A 16,758-nucleotide genomic window follows, 5' to 3' on the forward strand; every position below is an offset into this window, starting at 1 on the left:
CTCCTTTGCCCTATATTTAGAGAAATCTTTAAATTGAGATGAATATGTCCCATTAAATTCGAGAAGAACTCATCAATATTTGGTAAATATGCTATATCTATTGCACTTTAATGAGGAACCATTTGCCCATCTATTTCAATTTTTCCCTTAATTGGAATTTTAACATTTACCAACAAACGGAGCAAGGTCGATTTCCCACAGCCACCTCCACAAGTAGGGTTTCTTCATTCCAAATAGTGTTGTTGGACCGGTCAGACTTTTACGAGGAAGCATCCCAATGTATCCCAATCTCTTTTCTTTCAGCTCATTACTTAAGGCTCAAGTCAAGGAATCTTACTAACTGTTCATGCGGGATAAACTGAAAAATCAGTAATAACTTATAGGAATAAAATAGTATATGTGTCTTCACTATTTTATCAATTCTTTTTCACACTTCATTCACATTTCACACAAGAAGTGTGATTTTTGTCACATCGAAAGCGTTTTATTTTATATATCATGAATTTAAGAAAGGAAGTTATAAGAATAAAGGAGAGGATCAATATGGCTAACAAAAATGAATCCGAAGAAAACCTTAAGGGCACGCTTTACCTCGTTACAGGAGTAGGCATTGTGATCATAGCTTTTTGGGCTACATGCTTTGGTCTATTTGTTGATCGCTTTTAAACAGAAGGAAAGAAGGGAAAACTATGCATCTTCATAAGTATGAAAAATATTGGCTAACATTTGGTGTTGGATCCCTGATCGTATTTTTATTGATTACCGGTATAATGGCCTTTCATAATGGGAGTCACCCACCAAGTGCAAAGAACACTATCAATCATGAAAAAGTTGATGAAATCGCACCATTCAACAAACCGGGGGTACATAAAGTATCCGGTAAGGATTGGGACTATGAAGTAGTAGTAGTAGCTTCCGCTTTCTACTACAATCCACCTGAATTGAAAATACCAGTAGGATCAAAAGTTAAATTTATTGCTACTTCTAAAGATGTTGTCCATGGTTTTGAAATTTCAGGAACTAACGTTAACATGATGCTAGAACCTGGTTATATTTCAGAATATACAACAACAGTGGATAAAGCTGGCGAATACTTAATCGTATGTAATGAGTATTGTGGTGCAGGTCACGCTCAAATGCATTCTATGCTTAAGGTGGTGGATAAAGAATGAGTCAAACAGTAATTGATCAATCTAATGTAAATGAAGAAAACGTAACGGTTTCAAGAAAAATAGCGAAGAAAACTACTGAATTATTAAAAGTAGATTCTAAAGATGCTAAACTTACAATGGCACATATTTTTGTAGCGTTTATCGCCTTATTTTTAGGTGGTACTGCTGGTCTTTTACAAGTATTAGTTCGTTCAGGTCACTTTGAACTACCTTGGGGAATTGGCTATTATCAAGTTTTAACCGTACATGGTGTGTTACTCGGCTTAATTTTAACAACATTCTTTATTATGGGCTTTCACATTGCAGGAGTTAGTCGTACATCCGGTGCACTATCTTCAAAACAAAGGTTGCTTTGTTGGATTGGTTTTTGGAGCATGACAATTGGTACCGCAATGGCAGCGGCTATGGTTCTCTTAAATGAGGCATCTGTTCTTTATACATTCTATGCTCCATTACAAGCACACTGGATTTTCTATGTTGGTTTAGCTCTTGTCGTTGTTGGATCTTGGATTGACGGACTCGGTCAATCATTGCGCTGGATACAATGGCGAAAAGAAAATCCACATCAAACATCACCATTGCTTTCATTTATGGCAGTTTGTAATAACTTAATGTGGTTTGTAGCTACTATAGGGCTTGCTATTGAAGTATTATTCCAATTGATTCCTTGGTCACTAGGTCTTGTTGATCGGGTCAATATTCTATTATCTCGTACACTATTCTGGTCATTCGGTCATGCACTTGTTTACTTCTGGTTACTCCCTGCTTACATGGTTTGGTATGTAGTTGTTCCAAAAGTAATCGGAGGAAAAATATTCTCTGATGCACTAGCTCGACTTTCATTTATGTTATTTGTTATATTCTCAGTTCCAGTCGGACTTCATCACCAATTAACTGAACCAGGTATCGATGGTTCTTGGAAATTCTTACAAGTTGTTTTGACAATGATGGTTGTTATTCCATCCCTATTAACGGCGTTCTCCTTGTTTGCCACATTTGAAATGCGTGGACGTGAATTAGGAGGTAAAGGTGTATTCGGTTGGTTGAAAAAATTACCTTGGGGTGATGCTCGTTTCTTTGCTCCATTCATGGGTATGTTAATCTTCATTCCAGGTGGTGCTGGCGGTATCGTTAATGCATCTTACCAAATGAACCAATTAATTCATAATACCATTTGGGTAACAGGTCACTTCCATTTGACAGTTGCTACCGCTGTAGTGTTAACATTCTTCGGTGCATCTTATTGGTTGGTTCCTCACCTTACAGGACGTACTTTGACAAAACAATTGAATCGCCTAGGGATCATTCAAACGATTGTATGGGCTGTTGGTATGATTATTATGTCTAGTTCAATGCACATTGAAGGTTTGTTGGGTGCCCCTCGTCGATCAGCATTCTCTGATTATGGTGGCGCTGAAATCGCAAAGACTTGGGCTTCTTATCAAGTTGCGCAAGCTGTTGGTGGAACATTATTATTCATCGGGATTATCTTGTTCCTATATATCTTTGTAAAACTTTGCTGGTTTGCTCCTAAGGGTGAACAAGAATTCCCAATCGGAACTGTAGCACCACATGCACAAAAGACTCCAGCTTTCCTAGAAAACTTCAAAATCTGGATTGTCATTTTAGTAGCATTAATCTTAATAGCTTACACGTTCCCAATCTACGATATTATTCAAAACTCTCCGCTAGGTTCTATAGGTTATAAACTTTGGTAATTGCTAGCGATAATAAAAAATCCGCTTTCTCAGTAGAGAGAGCGGATTTTTTTACTTTTCGAACCTCTTAATGGTTACTGTCTTTAAATAATCACTCATAGGGCATCAATGATATTCATCAGCAGAAACTGCAAAAATTGGTTCTATTTGTGCTTTATAATGTGCTTCTTCTTCATTTAACAAGATATGAATATCGCCATAATCATTGGATGTTCGAATTAGTCGTCCCATTCCCTGCTGCAAACGTAAGAGCATGAATGGAAGATCTACATCACCAAAAGCATCCTCTGCAAATTCCCGCTTTGCATCAAATAAAGGATCATTAGGTGGGAATGGCAAATCATAAATAATCACACGAGTCAATGTTTCTTCTGGCAAATCTAATCCTTCCCATAAATGATACGAACATAATACTTGGATTTTACCCTCTTGGAAATCGCGGATAATGGATGATAATTCTCGATCGCCTTCGAAGCCAATTTTAGTGGTCAAGCGTTCATCAATTTGCGACTTAAAGGCCTGCATTGCTTTTTTAGACTTAAAGAGTATGAGTGTTTGCTTTTCTTCTTCGAGTAAATCCTCAACTTTTTGAACTTTTTCTATTTGCTTTAAATGATGCAAAATGATTTTCATAACCTCTTCATAATCAAATGGTGATGATACTGAAAAAGACTGATAGTTTTGAATGCCTAAACTTCCCGCCATATAGCTGAAATCTTTATTGATTGATAGGGTTGCGGATGAAAAAACATATGGAATCCTTTTTGAAAATACTTTTTCTTCTAGGACCTCCGTGATAAGACGCGGCATAATCACTAGTGTTTCTTCTCCATCTGTTTCTTCCAACCAGTCGACAGCGTCACCCTGCGCTATGAAAATTCGCATCGCAGCCTCATACTGTTCTAAAAACTCTTCTGCCATGCGTAATTCATATTCTGGAATAACATATAATTCTGATTCAAACACAAATTCCTCTAGTAATATTTCAACAGTTTCAATAACCTTTTTCCCTAACTTTAACAGCAAAGCAGACTTTTTGATTCGTTTCCGTTCTTCATCTGAATCAATAACATCTTCTCGTAACTGTTCAAAGAACAATTCATGACCATCTTGTAATTGTTCCATTGTGTACAATGTTTTTTCTCTTAAACCATCCACCATTAAATGATCAAGTAATTGTACAATCGTATAATCCTGAACTTTATAGGTCATTGCTTTTTGTGCCGCATACTCCAGTAAATGCCCTTCGTCTAAGACGATCATTGATACCTCTGGAAGCAATGCTAATTGGCCCTCACGTATACGGGATTCTTTTGTAGAAATATGCTCCATTAAAAAGTCCTGCGAGCAAATGATGAGATCCGTTGATTCACGATAATGGGCACGGTGAAGCGTTTGCCCACAACGATTTCTTAAATTGCAGACTGAACATTGTTGAATGGAGTTGTAATTGACTAAGTTCCATTCTTCATCACTAATATTGGGATAATCACTGTGTTGACCATATAATTCTAAGGAACCTTGTCCAAATACGCCATCTGGAATTGTTTCTGCTATATCATCTAAAAATTCCCCATCAGCGAATTTTTCGGCTTCCTCATAACGCTTTAAACATAAATATTGATCACGTGATTTCGCTAGTCGAACATCAATCTTCAAATCTAGAAATTGTTGCAGTTTATAAATATCGCCCCCCTCTTTAACGAGCTGATCGATGAGTGCTTCATCTGCACATGCTATTAATGCAGGTTTTCCTGTATAACGAGCATACGCAATCGCTGGTAAAAGATATGCGATAGTTTTTCCTGTACCCACACCTGCTTCAGCAAAAAGGATGGATTTTTCTCGTAATACTTTTTCAATCTGATAGGCCATGAAAATTTGTTCATCACGACATTCTAGCCCTTTTTCAGGTAGTTCATCGTATAAAATATCGCCAATCCAGTCTCCCAATGAGTCAAAGAAAGACTTATCTTTGGATAAGGCAAATGGTATTGATTGTCTCATTCAAATTCCCCTCTTCTTGTACAGACAACGAAACGGAAGGGGTCACCCCCTCCCGTCTAAACATATTCAAAAAAACAGAGTCTATAATATTATAGACAAATATCCATCATTATAAAATATGATTTTAAAATTTTAAATAGTAATTTATTTTAGGATTCATCTTGTGTTTGTTTTGGTGTACGTTTTCCCCAGAATTGATAATAATCTGTTTTGATAAATCCATTAAATAGTTTGCGTTTTTTGGTTGCTTTTTTACCATACAGCGCTTCAAAGTTTTCCATGGAAGATAGCATATATACTGACCAAGACGGATATTGACTCATCATATGTCCCATGTCACGAATCATCTTCTCCAATACCTCTTTATCACCAATACGTTCTCCATACGGTGGATTACCGATCATTACGCCATCTGTCAGATGTGTAGTGAAATCTGTTACTTGCATTTGTTTCCAAGAAATTAAATCTGAGAATCCGGCTTCCCGAGCATTCGTTTTAGCGATTTCTACCATACGATGATCAATATCTGAACCAAAGATTTGGAGAGGTTGGTCATATTTCGCTATATCCTCTACTTCCAGACGTACTTCATCCCAAATTTTTTGTTTCATCCAAGGCCATTCTTCACTGATAAAATCACGATTATAACCGGGAGCTATGTTTTGTCCAATCATGGCCGCTTCTAATGCGATTGTCCCAGAACCGCAGAAAGGATCCACAAATGGTCGATTGGGATGCCATTTAGAAATATATACAAGGGCAGCAGCCAATGTTTCTTTTAACGGTGCTTCACCCTGATTAATTCGATATCCACGCTTATGCAATCCTGCACCACTTGTATCGATCGTCAGTGTCGCTTCATCCTTTAAAATAGAAACTTCAATTTTATATTTTGCACCTGTTTCCTCTAAAAAACCAAGTCGTTTATAATAATATTTCATTCGCTCTACAATAGCCTTTTTCGTAATGGCTTGACAATCTGGAACACTGAATAATTTTGATTTCACTGATTTTCCGGATACCGGAAATTCCGCATCCACTGGTAAGTACTTTTCCCATTCAATGGCTCTTACACCTTCGAATAATTGTTCAAATGTCTTTGCCGGAAATTTACCTACAACAATTTTTACCCGATCTGCTACACGTAGCCACAGATTTGTTTTCGCTATATCCTTTTCGTCACCTTCAAAATATACTTTGCCGTTTTCGGTTCGCGTTGTATAGCCCAAAACTTTTAACTCATCAGCGACAATGGATTCTAATCCCATCGCTGCGGTTGCCACCAATTGATAGTTTGTCATACTTATTTCCCTTCTAATTCTAATTCCCAGAATTCTAAGAATTCCATCAGCTTATTTAATGGGAGAGGTTTTGAATAATAATATCCTTGAATCATATCACAATCCAATTTATTGAGCAATTTGACTTGCTCCCGCTGCTCCACGCCCTCTGCAATCACCTTCATTTGTAAGCGGTGCGCCATTTGAATAATGGCATCAACAACTGCTTGTTTATCGTTCAATGAACAAATCTGTTGAATAAAACTTCTGTCAATTTTCAAATAGTCTAATGGAAATTGTACTAAATAACTGAGTGATGAATAACCTGTCCCAAAATCATCAATTGATAGTTTAAATCCCATTTGCTTTAGCTTGATTAATTTCCGAATGGTTTCTCTTTCATTTTCCATAATAGTCCGTTCAGTTAATTCTAATTCAAATTGTCTTGCTGGTAAGTTATTTTTCTCTAATATTTGTTCTACTGAACGGATAAAGTTTCGCTGATGAAAATGGATACTAGAGATATTTATGGCAATCGGCATCGCTTTATACCCTTTGCTTGCCATTATTTGAGCATCTAAACAGGCACGTTCAATAATACATTCACTGATAGGGATGATCAGTCCCGTTTCTTCCGCATAGGGGATAAACTCCGCTGGTGAAACATTTCCGAGCTTGTCATTATTCCACCTTACAAGTGCTTCGACTCCAATGATTTGATATTTTTTTAGATCCACTTTTGGTTGGTAATAGAGTTCAAAACTGTTATTTTTAATAACCTTTCTTAACTCATTGTCCAAAAGTAACGCACGTTTAGCATCGGTCTTTAGCTCATCAAAATAAAATGCGAATTGATTTTTCCCATTTTCCTTTGCATAGTACATAGCTTTATCGGCTTTGCTCAACAAGATCTCCGTTTCATCGCCATCATGTGGATAGAGGCTGATCCCGATACTAGCAGAAATATATACTTTTTGATCTTCAATGAAGAATGGTTGCTCCAATAATTGAATGATCTTTTCTCCTAAATGTATAGCTTCACGAGGATGATGTATGTCTACAAATGTGATAACAAATTCATCACCCCCATAACGAGCTAAAATATCCTTGTTTTTTAACAAGGTTTGAATTCGTTTCGTTACTTCTACTAATAACTGATCTCCAACTCCATGACCTAATGTGCTATTCACTTGTTTAAAACGATCTAAATCTATAAACAAGATTGCATGCTGGTAATTATGATTTTTAGAAGAATTCAATAGAACATTCATACGCTCATTATAGGCAAAACGGTTTGAAATGCCAGTAACAGAATCTGTCATTGTACGCCTTTTGAGTTCACTTTCAACAATCTTTTCCTCTGACAAATCAGAAAATACTCCACAATATCCTAGAGTTTGATGATTATCATCGTGGATTCTAATGATTTTCAACCATTCTGGGTATATATCCCCTGTTTTTCTTCGATTCCAAATTTCACCTTGCCACTCACCATACTGATCAATATCTCTCCACATTTTCTTGTAAAACGCTATCCCATGAACTCCTGACCTTAGTACATCAGGTTTTCTCCCAACTACTTCCTCTTTTTTATATCCTGTAACAAATTCAAAAGCTGGATTTACATCAATAATACGGCTATTTAGGTCTGTGATCATTACCCCTTCTGAAATTGCTGCAAGAATCTTTGGTGTTATGTATTGACAATTATCAGTTATGTTTTCCTTGTTAAGTATTTCTTGAAAATCTTTATTATCCATCGTATTTATCACCCCATTTCTAAAAGAAAAGCTCTCCAAAAAACTCTGGAGAGCTTGTCTAATCATGTTGAGCATCATTAAAAGATCATAAGCCATGTTTTGTGCCCAAGTACTATAACGGCTTTCACCTCGTACAATTGGGTAGTAATCATCTATCTACAAAAGTTTTATACTTTTGTCTCTCCATCCATTCATTTCCTTCAGGAGAGCGCCCCTACCATAATTTGGGTTGCTCACTCGCGGGGTTTACCTCGTTCCACCTGATACGTTTCCGTAACAGCTTCGTCACTGTGGCACTTTCAGAGAGTTTCAACCATATCCATATGGACTTAGGTCTTCCTCTCGCCGTCAGCTATCAAACTGCCTTAGCTTATTTATTCACTAAGCACGAACACTACGGTCATCTCAGAACCGTGCGAGCATGGACTTTCCTCAACAATGCTTAAGCATTGCAGCGATTACTCGTTCTTTCATGATGATAGGACAATTATATGCCTAATAATTACTAAATTCAAGAGTTTTATACTCTTTTATAGTGGCATGTGAGAAAAGTGTGAAGTCGTCAAAGAACTTAAAACTATATGCTAATCATAAAGTTTATCGCCAAATACATGTTTTTCTAAATTGGCAATGCGCTTTAAAATATCAAAGTTTGTGTTGCCAGTATAAGCTGGAGAAGTCAATTGACGTCTTGATTCTTGCGATGATGTTTGAGATTGAGCAAGCTTCAATTCATTTTTTAAAACATCTATTTCTTGTTGTTTTTCTGCTAATGCTTTCTCAAAACTTTCATAATCCTGGATGATAATATCTAAAAATTGGTCTACCTCATCTTGGCTATAGCCTCTAATTCCTGTTTTAAAATCTTTATCTAAGATCGTTTTTGCTGATAATTTAATGTCCATATCCATCTTCCTTCCATATAAACGTAGGTTTTATAATTATACCACATTTCACATAAAACTATCGTACTCTCTTCCAATGTTTAGCAAATTTCTCTTGCTATTTCCCCGGAAATAATCGTTTTTTTTCATTTCGAAATTTTCTCTTTTCAATTTCTCTTAATTTTTTAGATTTCAAATCAGATTTCCACAATGTACTATTTTTTACCAATTGATAAGCTTGGTGAGTATAATAAATAGCTTGCTCATAATTTTGATGACGATGTTCATCGATTTTAGCTAATTCAATCAGAGCAATGATTTGCTGTCGTTCATCAATGAAAGAAATCGCATTTTTAAACGACTGATAGGCCTGCTCAAAAGATTGCTGTTTCTTTTGTTGAAATGCCAAATGATAATAAGCATAACCTGTTTCACTGTTATTATATTGCTTTGTCACATTTTTTAATAGTTCGCTGCTTTTTTCAATATCAGATAAATCACCATACCATTTTCCAATGTTCGTATAAGTTGTGGCGGATTCTCCTTGAATACCTTCACATAGTAATTTGGTTGCTTGTATATAAAGCGTTATTAATGACAATAGATCATATTCGTTATGCTCTAATACTTTTAGCAATGACTCTGGATCACCATTTTTTACAGCATCTAAATAAATGACTGGAGCAAGATAACCAGGTATATCACCCTCTCGATGGAAACCTAACTTTTCTTCTTCCACCTGTGATAGTTTCATTCGAGATAAATCATTTTTCCAGATCCTTTTGGAACCATGAAGTAAATCAATTTGCTTTTGTTCTGGTAGTTTCGGTAAATCTTTTCTATGCAGAGTAAAACGTGTTTGTAATTGTGGCCAATCAAAACTTTTTCCATTATAGGTGACAATTGTTTTATGTTCTTGCCACAATTTTGATTCCCATAAAAAGGCCACTTCATGGCTTGGGTCTGCTAATACATATTGCTTTAAAACAAACCTATTATGATCTCGATCGGCTTCTAAAATACCATTTAAAAAGATCTGTGTTCCTACACCCTTTAATCCGGTCGTTTCCGTATCGTAAAAAACTAAATTCTTATCATCTGTTAACGCTAACGGATGCTTTTGATCTGTACACTTCCATAATTGAAATGCATGATAAAGTTCGCCCAATTGAAAATTACCATGTTGATAATGAAAGGAATAATGCTTTTCCAGTAAAAATACTACACCAAAATCGTTATCGATCCTTTTCAACCCAGCTTCTTCCCATTGGTCTGCATATATTGGCACATTAGGTTTTTTAAATATTGTTTTTGATGGCTGCTCTGTTTTAGGCGCTTTTTTAAGCATTTTTTTCATTTGAAGAATTTTATTTTCATATGACATTTAATCATCCAACTCTGTTAATAATATTGATTTTAAGAAAGTTAAAACTTGTCTTTTTCCTTCGCCATTTAAATCTTGTGCACCAATACATGAAGGGCATCCGTTTTGACACGGGCAACTTGCAACATGATTGTACACGTGTTGAAGTAGATCCTCCCATAAATCATAAACACGTTCGCTCAAGCCGATGCCCCCTGGGTAGCGGTCATATACAAAAAAGGTTGACTTTTCTGAGTGAGTCGCTTTTACTTGTGGCACAACATGAACATCACTACGATCACTTTGAATGAATAATGGTATAAAACTGTTCATGGCATAAGCAACTCCTGTCATAGCCCCTGTTAAATCATCTTCTTTCCAATTTTCTGGCTGGTCGAAAGACAGCCAAGTGCCACTTGTATGTAGTTCTTCGGGTGGTAAATGAATAGGTCCACTTCCTATATTATCATGCGTTCCAAAGCGGATTTTTTTAAAAACCGTTGTGCTTGCTAATGTCATAATATCTCCGAATGCGACTTCCACATGTCCTATTTGCCTACTTTTATCTTCACTAATGACTTTCAGCTCTACAGCTAAATTTGCATCTGTAAAATAATCTACATCGACTTCACGAACATATGCCTTTTTTTCTTCCCAATCTAGCTTTTCAACTTGAAACTGAGTCCCTTGGTGTAAATAGATCGCTTCTTCGTGAAGTAATGTTAGTGCACTATAACGATCCATTTCACCGATAACTTTTGTTTGAGCGGGAATAGATTGATCAATAATTACAACATTTTCTTGAGAAGCCGATCGAAGACTTATATCATGTGCTGGAAAGCTATCACTCATCCAATGCCATTTATCAGATGTTTTGATGAGCACACCTTCTTCTTGTAAATATTCTAACAAATCTTGTATGTCAAATTCGCCATACGTATCATCTGTTGTGAATGGTAATTCAAAAGCGGCGCATTTTAAATGATCCATTAGAATTAACATATTCTCCGGATACACTCTTGCTTCTTCAGGTGAGCTTTCAAAAAGATATTGTGGATGCTTAATAATATATTGATCTAACGCAGTAGATTGTGCAACATAAATAACTAGAGCATCATCCTGTCTTCTACCAGCCCGTCCTGCCTGTTGCCATGCGCTCGCAATATTACCTGGATACCCTGTCATGATACATGCTTGTAATTGTCCAATATCGACGCCTAATTCTAATGCATTGGTCGAAACGACGCATTGTATGGTGCCGTCTCTTAAACCTTTTTCAATGGCACGCCGTTCAGACGGTAAATATCCTCCACGATACCCACGAATTGTTTCATCCTGAATTTTCTTCACTGTCAAGGACTTCATATAAGTGACAAGCATTTCTACTCTTACTCTACTTTTGGCAAAAATAATTGTTTGGATTCTCGAATTATATAATTCTCTTGCCAAATCGCGTACTTCTAATATGGCACTTCTTCTCACGCCAAAAGTCGGGTGGATTATTGGTGGATTGTAAAACAAAAATGTTTTCTTTCCAGTTGGTGCGCCATTTTGAGCGATTAATTGGTGCTCTGTATTGGTTAGATTTTCTGCCAATTCTTTTGGGTTTTTTATCGTAGCCGATGTACAGATAAAAACAGGATGGCTTCCATAAAAATGACATATTCTTAAAAGGCGTCTAAGTACATGTGCCACATGTGAACCAAATACCCCTTTATATGTATGCAATTCATCTATGACAATATACTGTAAATTTTCAAATAGTGAAACCCATTTTGTGTGGTGTGGCAATATTCCTGAATGCAACATATCCGGGTTCGTCATCACTATATGCCCCGCTTTACGAACCTTTTGTCGGATTCCAGGTGCAGTATCCCCATCATATGTATAGCTTAAAATTTCTTCACCACTTTCTTCGATCAACTTATTTAAATCACTTTTTTGATCCTGCGCCAGTGCCTTGGTTGGAAACAAATATAATGCTCTTGATGCTCTGTTCTCCAAAATCGCCTGTAAAACGGGCAAATGATAGCATAGCGATTTACCTGATGCAGTAGGTGTAACTGCAGTAAAAGACTGACCATTCATCGCATATTCAAACGCTTCCCTCTGATGAGAGTATAGTTGATAAATCCCTCTCTTTTGTAAAGCTTTTTTAAGAGAAGGATGCAGCTTAGCAGGAAAATCAACTAATTTTGCCTCTTTAGCAGGTAGTGTATGAACGTATTTAATCCGGTCTTGCATTTCTGGATTGGCTTGCCATTCTTCTAGTATTTCTTCGATGGTTTTCTTTTTACTGATCATCTGAATCATCCTTTTGTAAAATACGTTGCAAATTTTCTAAAGTATATGTAACAGATTGAATCGATTGATATAATCGTTTTTTACTTGTTTTCTGATAAAAGGATTGCACGATCAATTGATCCATTGCATCTACAGCATTTTGAATTTGGATTTTATGTATATATTTTGGCTTTTCTTGATCAATCCAAATATCCACTTCACTTTTCCAAGCTAACAGTTTTTCATGGTATAAATTAGCATGTGGCTTTACATCGGCAAAAAAATCTGGAGATGTGTTGGTTTCTCTCATTTTTAAAAATCGTTGCCAACATTCTTCGCATTCATCTAATAATTCTTCTGTTAAAGCTTGCAGCATTGTACACACCTCCAAATAAAACTTCTCTCAGTGGAGATTTTCTCCATCCCTCACTGTGAGTTAGGGGAACTCAGGTTAAAAGCGCCACGTCCTGTGGCAACACCTGAGTGACCAACATCTTGTTGGCCCGAACCAATCGGGCAACTTGTTTCTATTATTATAGTGTATCAAAAAAGACATCATTTCACTACTTTAAAGCGAACAAATATTCTTTTTGCTGTTCGATCAACTCAAGGCGGTTTGCAACATCAGTCATATTCTTTTCAAGCGTCTTGCTAAACATTTCCTCTTCATGGTTCACTCTGTTTTGTATAAGTTCATCCACCATTTCAATTAAAATAATTAGCTTGGTTATTTTTTGCATGTTCATCGCCTCCTGCTGATACTTTTCAATATCTAAATAACAAATCCTTTGAGGTGGACAAAACAAGTGTATATTCGACGATAATAGTTTTATTTTTCAACTTCTTCTCATGAATTTCTCATCAATTACCATCCGTGGTTTATGGTATTATAGAGGCAGATGAGGTGAGATGAGGTGCTTTTATGACGATTCGCTATCCAAATGGGAAAAAATATACACCTGTACCCAAAACAGATGGGAAACTTCCCAAAAAGAAAGATTTATCTTACAGTAATCGCGGGAAAACTCTTGAAGAAGAAATAGACGAAACAAATGAATTTTACCTACAAAGAAATATTGCAGTGATTCATAAGAAACCTGTTCCTATACAAATCGTCAAAGTAGAATATCCATCAAGAAGTGCTGCAGTTATACGTGAAGCATATTTTCGAACACCATCAACAACCGACTATAACGGTGTTTACAATGGTCACTACATTGATTTTGACGCAAAAGAAACAGAAAGCAAAACAGCTTTTCCATTGAAAAATGTCCACCCACACCAAGTCTCCCATATGGAGTCTTCAGCAAAACAAAAAGGCATCTGCTTTTTGTTGGTGCGTTTTTCTTCCTTAGAGCGCTATTTTGTAGTACCTTTAGAAATGCTGTTACTAGCATGGAGTCGTATGCTAAATGGCGGAAGAAAGTCAATTCCTCTAGGGGAATTTGAGGAACAAGCTATAGAAATTCAACTTAGCTATATTCCAAGATTAGATTATTTAAAAGCAATCACACAATTGCTACCATAACTTGATCGTAGTTATGAGAAAGTGAGGAGAATGTTGTGGATCAACAAATAAATTCTCGAAAACAACGAAAGCAACTAGAAGAACAGCAACGAAGAAAACAACATGCAAAGAAGAAAAAAGCAAAAAATCCCAAGGAACCAAACCGTTCTTGGCTTAAAAAAACCATCATCGCTATTTTAGCGATCGGTATAGCAATGTTTGTAATTGGTGCTTCTGTTTTTGCATTTTATGCAGCACAGGCTCCTAAATTGGATGAAGAATTATTAAAAGATCCCGTATCATCAAAATTTTATGATGCTAACGGCAAAGTTTTTTACACAATGGGCGATCAGGAACGCGAACATGTAGCATATGAAGATATTCCGGCAAGTATGCGAGATGCTATCATTGCGACAGAAGATTCCCGTTTCTTCCAGCATCATGGAATCGACTTTGTTCGTTTAGGCGGAGCAGTATTAGCCAATTTCCGCTTTGGTTTTGGTGCACAAGGTGGTAGTACGCTAACGCAACAGGTGATAAAAAACTCTTTTTTAAATAATGACAAAACATTAAAACGTAAAGCGCAAGAAGCTTACTTAGCCATACAATTAGAACGTGAGTATTCAAAAGAAGAAATTTTCGAAATGTACTTCAATAAGGTGTTAATGTCTGGTCGAATCTATGGTTTTGGGACTGCAGCAAAATTCTTTTATGGAAAAAATTTAAAAGAGTTAACCCTAGCAGAACAAGCTCTTTTAGCAGGTATGCCACAAGCGCCTAATGCCTATAATCCATTTAAAAATCCAGATCGTGCAGAAAAACGTCGTAATATTGTTTTAGATCTAATGTATCAACATAAAAAAATTACAAAAGAACAAATGGAAGCCGCTAAAAAAGTTGATGTCAAAAAAGGTCTTCTACCTGAAAGTAAAAGACAAACTGCCAATGCATCAAAATATGATGCATTTATAGATGTCGTGTTAAAAGAATTAGATGAAAATGGCGATGAAAAAGCATTAGAAGATGGTGTCAATGTATATACAACATTAGATACATCCGCTCAAAAGATCGTTGAAAAAACAATGAATAATGATGCAAACTTCCCGACAAAGGATATACAAGCTGGACTATCTGTGATTGATACAGAAACTGGCGCGATTGTTGCGGTAGGCGGTGGACGTGATTATGGTCCAGAACGTGGATTTAACTATGCAGAAGCCCTTACAAATCGTCAACCTGGTTCTACTATGAAGCCTTTGATGGATTACGGTCCTGCTATTGAAAATCTAAAATGGTCTACGGGTAAAACAATTGTAGATGAGCCAATAACTTATAGTGGAACAGATCAACAAATCAATAACTTTGATCATCAATATAAAGGGGCTATTACGATTCGACAAGCATTATATAATTCGCGTAATATTCCTGCTGTCAAAACATTTAGAGAAGTTGGTGCTGCTAAAGCAAAAGCATTTGTTAAAAATCTAGGGGTAAATGCAAATAACGTTACAGAATCAGATGCTATCGGTGGTGGTGAGATCAATCTATCTCCAATTGAAATGGCAGGTGCATATGCTGCATTTGGGAATAATGGTATCTACACTAAACCACATGCTATTAAAAAAATCGTCTATCGTGATGGTAAAACGGCTAAATCATATACACCAGACCCAGTACCTGCAATGAGCGATTATACAGCTTATATGGTGACAGATATGTTGCGAGATGTCGTAAGTTCTAAGTATGGCGCATCTGGTACAGCCGCAGGAATTGCAGGATTGGATGTTGCCGGTAAAACTGGGACAACAAACTATAGTTCAGACAATTTTAGTAAATGGGGACTCCCTGAAACTTCTGTTCCTGATTCATGGTTTGCTGGATACACATCAAAATATTCAATCGCTGTTTGGAGCGGTTATACAAATTATAAAGATCCAATTACAACCAGTGCAGAACGGGTTCTTCCACAGCAATTGTTTAGAATTGTCATGTCACAAATTTCGGCAAATGTCCAAACGCCTGATTTTAAACAACCTAATTCCGTTGTGAGAGTTGGCGGTGAACTATACGTGAAGGGTCAACAACCAGCTGAACCGACAACGAAAGAAGAAGATACGAAAGAAGAAGATACGAAACTAAATGCTCCATCTGGTTTAAAAGCAACGTATGATGCTAATTCAAATTCAATCAATTTGTCTTGGTCACACGAGTCAAACGGCGAAGAAGCTACTAGTTTCAAAGTTTCTGTATCTGTCGATGGCGGAGGTTCACAGGCTTTGACAGAGACATCTTCAAAATCTTATACGTATAGTGGTGCAGAAGATGGCAAAACTTATGTATTCTCTGTTGTCGCAGTTGCTGGCGACAAGACGAGTAGCGCTGCAACAACGTCTATTCAAATACAATCTTCGGAACCCGAGCCTGATGTAACAGATCCAGATCAGACAGAAACGCCGACAAACCCTGATGAGACGGAAACGCCAAATACACCGTCTGAAGGAGATAACCAAGATAATACGAATACAAATCAGAATGATCAAAATGACCAAACAGATCAACAAACAGAAAACAATCCAGATACAAATCAACAAAATAATCAATCCAATACGGGAAATGTGAACCGAAGAAATAAGGCGAATCTCAATAGCGTGAATAAAAATAGCACACCCGATCAGACAGATAATCAACAATAATCATCGTTTCAAGATGATTTGGGCTGACGACAAAAAGGGATAGCAACCTTTTGTTGTCAGCCCTTTTTAATCATTTGCTCTAATCTGTTAT

General features: G+C 36.7%; 13 protein-coding genes, 1 other RNA gene and 1 pseudogene. 5 read left to right on the forward strand and 10 right to left on the reverse strand.

Annotated features, from left to right (window positions below):
- Positions 1–107: 107 nt before the first annotated feature.
- A pseudogene (locus FEU33_RS19405) lies at positions 108–191 on the reverse strand (hypothetical protein); the annotation flags it as partial.
- 352 nt (positions 192–543) lie between these two features.
- Here FEU33_RS19405 and FEU33_RS19295 point away from each other — a divergent pair.
- The 3 genes from FEU33_RS19295 to FEU33_RS09630 all read left to right on the forward strand — a co-directional run bounded on the left by FEU33_RS19295 (position 544) and on the right by FEU33_RS09630 (position 2,890).
- Positions 544–666 (forward strand): hypothetical protein, encoded by a 123-nt coding sequence (locus FEU33_RS19295; protein ID WP_279590408.1) that lies wholly within the window; start codon positions 544–546, stop codon positions 664–666.
- 23 nt (positions 667–689) lie between these two features.
- Positions 690–1,172, forward strand: a complete 483-nt coding sequence (locus tag FEU33_RS09625) for a cytochrome c oxidase subunit II (protein ID WP_146549158.1) — start codon at positions 690–692, stop codon at positions 1,170–1,172.
- 116 nt (positions 1,173–1,288) lie between these two features.
- Entirely contained in the window at positions 1,289–2,890 is a 1,602-nt protein-coding gene (locus FEU33_RS09630; RefSeq protein ID WP_244951045.1) for a b(o/a)3-type cytochrome-c oxidase subunit 1, read from the forward strand.
- Between the two features lie 105 nt (positions 2,891–2,995).
- Here the strand turns inward: FEU33_RS09630 and FEU33_RS09635 are convergent, their stop codons facing one another.
- The 9 genes from FEU33_RS09635 to FEU33_RS18810 form a co-directional block, all read right to left on the reverse strand.
- Positions 2,996–4,897, reverse strand: a complete 1,902-nt coding sequence (locus tag FEU33_RS09635) for an ATP-dependent DNA helicase (protein WP_146549160.1) — start codon at positions 4,895–4,897, stop codon at positions 2,996–2,998.
- Between the two features lie 149 nt (positions 4,898–5,046).
- The gene (locus tag FEU33_RS09640) at positions 5,047–6,198 is read right to left on the reverse strand and encodes a THUMP domain-containing class I SAM-dependent RNA methyltransferase (RefSeq protein WP_146549161.1); all 1,152 of its coding nucleotides are present in this window, start codon (positions 6,196–6,198) and stop codon (positions 5,047–5,049) included.
- A 2-nt stretch (positions 6,199–6,200) separates the two neighbouring features.
- Positions 6,201–7,937, reverse strand: coding sequence for a putative bifunctional diguanylate cyclase/phosphodiesterase (locus tag FEU33_RS09645; RefSeq protein WP_146549162.1), 1,737 nt, complete (start codon positions 7,935–7,937; stop codon positions 6,201–6,203).
- Between the two features lie 84 nt (positions 7,938–8,021).
- An RNA gene (gene rnpB, locus FEU33_RS09650) (RNase P RNA component class B) lies at positions 8,022–8,407 on the reverse strand.
- A 114-nt stretch (positions 8,408–8,521) separates the two neighbouring features.
- Positions 8,522–8,848 (reverse strand): cell division regulator GpsB, encoded by a 327-nt coding sequence (gene gpsB, locus FEU33_RS09655; RefSeq protein WP_146549163.1) that lies wholly within the window; start codon positions 8,846–8,848, stop codon positions 8,522–8,524.
- Positions 8,849–8,939: 91 nt separating this feature from the next.
- Entirely contained in the window at positions 8,940–10,205 is a 1,266-nt protein-coding gene (locus FEU33_RS09660) for a ribonuclease H-like domain-containing protein (protein ID WP_146549164.1), read from the reverse strand.
- Positions 10,206–12,488, reverse strand: coding sequence for a DEAD/DEAH box helicase (locus FEU33_RS09665; protein ID WP_146549165.1), 2,283 nt, complete (start codon positions 12,486–12,488; stop codon positions 10,206–10,208).
- Positions 12,478–12,843 (reverse strand): DUF1798 family protein, encoded by a 366-nt coding sequence (locus FEU33_RS09670; RefSeq protein ID WP_146549166.1) that lies wholly within the window; start codon positions 12,841–12,843, stop codon positions 12,478–12,480. Before FEU33_RS09670 ends, FEU33_RS09665 begins: the two co-directional genes overlap by 11 nt.
- A 187-nt stretch (positions 12,844–13,030) precedes the next feature.
- Positions 13,031–13,207: a hypothetical protein gene (locus FEU33_RS18810; RefSeq protein WP_186725810.1), complete on the reverse strand. Its 177-nt coding sequence runs from the start codon at positions 13,205–13,207 to the stop codon at positions 13,031–13,033.
- A gap of 182 nt (positions 13,208–13,389) precedes the next feature.
- Here FEU33_RS18810 and recU point away from each other — a divergent pair, with 182 nt between their 5' ends.
- Together recU and FEU33_RS09680 are read left to right on the forward strand one after the other, a co-directional pair.
- Positions 13,390–13,995, forward strand: a complete 606-nt coding sequence (gene recU / locus FEU33_RS09675) for a Holliday junction resolvase RecU (RefSeq protein ID WP_146549167.1) — start codon at positions 13,390–13,392, stop codon at positions 13,993–13,995.
- 35 nt (positions 13,996–14,030) lie between these two features.
- A complete protein-coding gene (locus tag FEU33_RS09680) occupies positions 14,031–16,667 on the forward strand; it encodes a PBP1A family penicillin-binding protein (protein WP_244951007.1) in 2,637 nt (878 codons plus the stop codon).
- The last annotated feature ends 91 nt before the right edge of the window (positions 16,668–16,758 follow it).

Origin of the sequence: Rummeliibacillus suwonensis (assembly GCF_007896435.1) — a bacterium.
In the GTDB taxonomy this organism is placed as follows: domain Bacteria; phylum Bacillota; class Bacilli; order Bacillales_A; family Planococcaceae; genus Rummeliibacillus; species Rummeliibacillus suwonensis.

What these genes read in the sequence shown, in the direction of transcription:
- FEU33_RS18810 (WP_186725810.1), bottom strand. Translation starts at nt 13,207, where the DNA reads ATGCAAAAAATAACCAAGCTAATTATTTTAATTGAAATGGTGGATGAA.
- gpsB (WP_146549163.1), bottom strand. Translation starts at nt 8,848, where the DNA reads ATGGATATGGACATTAAATTATCAGCAAAAACGATCTTAGATAAAGAT.
- FEU33_RS09665 (WP_146549165.1), bottom strand. Translation starts at nt 12,488, where the DNA reads ATGATCAGTAAAAAGAAAACCATCGAAGAAATACTAGAAGAATGGCAA.
- FEU33_RS09645 (WP_146549162.1), bottom strand. Translation starts at nt 7,937, where the DNA reads ATGGATAATAAAGATTTTCAAGAAATACTTAACAAGGAAAACATAACT.
- FEU33_RS09640 (WP_146549161.1), bottom strand. Translation starts at nt 6,198, where the DNA reads ATGACAAACTATCAATTGGTGGCAACCGCAGCGATGGGATTAGAATCC.
- FEU33_RS09625 (WP_146549158.1), top strand. Translation starts at nt 690, where the DNA reads ATGCATCTTCATAAGTATGAAAAATATTGGCTAACATTTGGTGTTGGA.
- FEU33_RS09635 (WP_146549160.1), bottom strand. Translation starts at nt 4,897, where the DNA reads ATGAGACAATCAATACCATTTGCCTTATCCAAAGATAAGTCTTTCTTT.
- FEU33_RS19295 (WP_279590408.1), top strand. Translation starts at nt 544, where the DNA reads ATGGCTAACAAAAATGAATCCGAAGAAAACCTTAAGGGCACGCTTTAC.
- FEU33_RS09670 (WP_146549166.1), bottom strand. Translation starts at nt 12,843, where the DNA reads ATGCTGCAAGCTTTAACAGAAGAATTATTAGATGAATGCGAAGAATGT.
- recU (WP_146549167.1), top strand. Translation starts at nt 13,390, where the DNA reads ATGACGATTCGCTATCCAAATGGGAAAAAATATACACCTGTACCCAAA.
- FEU33_RS09660 (WP_146549164.1), bottom strand. Translation starts at nt 10,205, where the DNA reads ATGTCATATGAAAATAAAATTCTTCAAATGAAAAAAATGCTTAAAAAA.
- FEU33_RS09630 (WP_244951045.1), top strand. Translation starts at nt 1,289, where the DNA reads ATGGCACATATTTTTGTAGCGTTTATCGCCTTATTTTTAGGTGGTACT.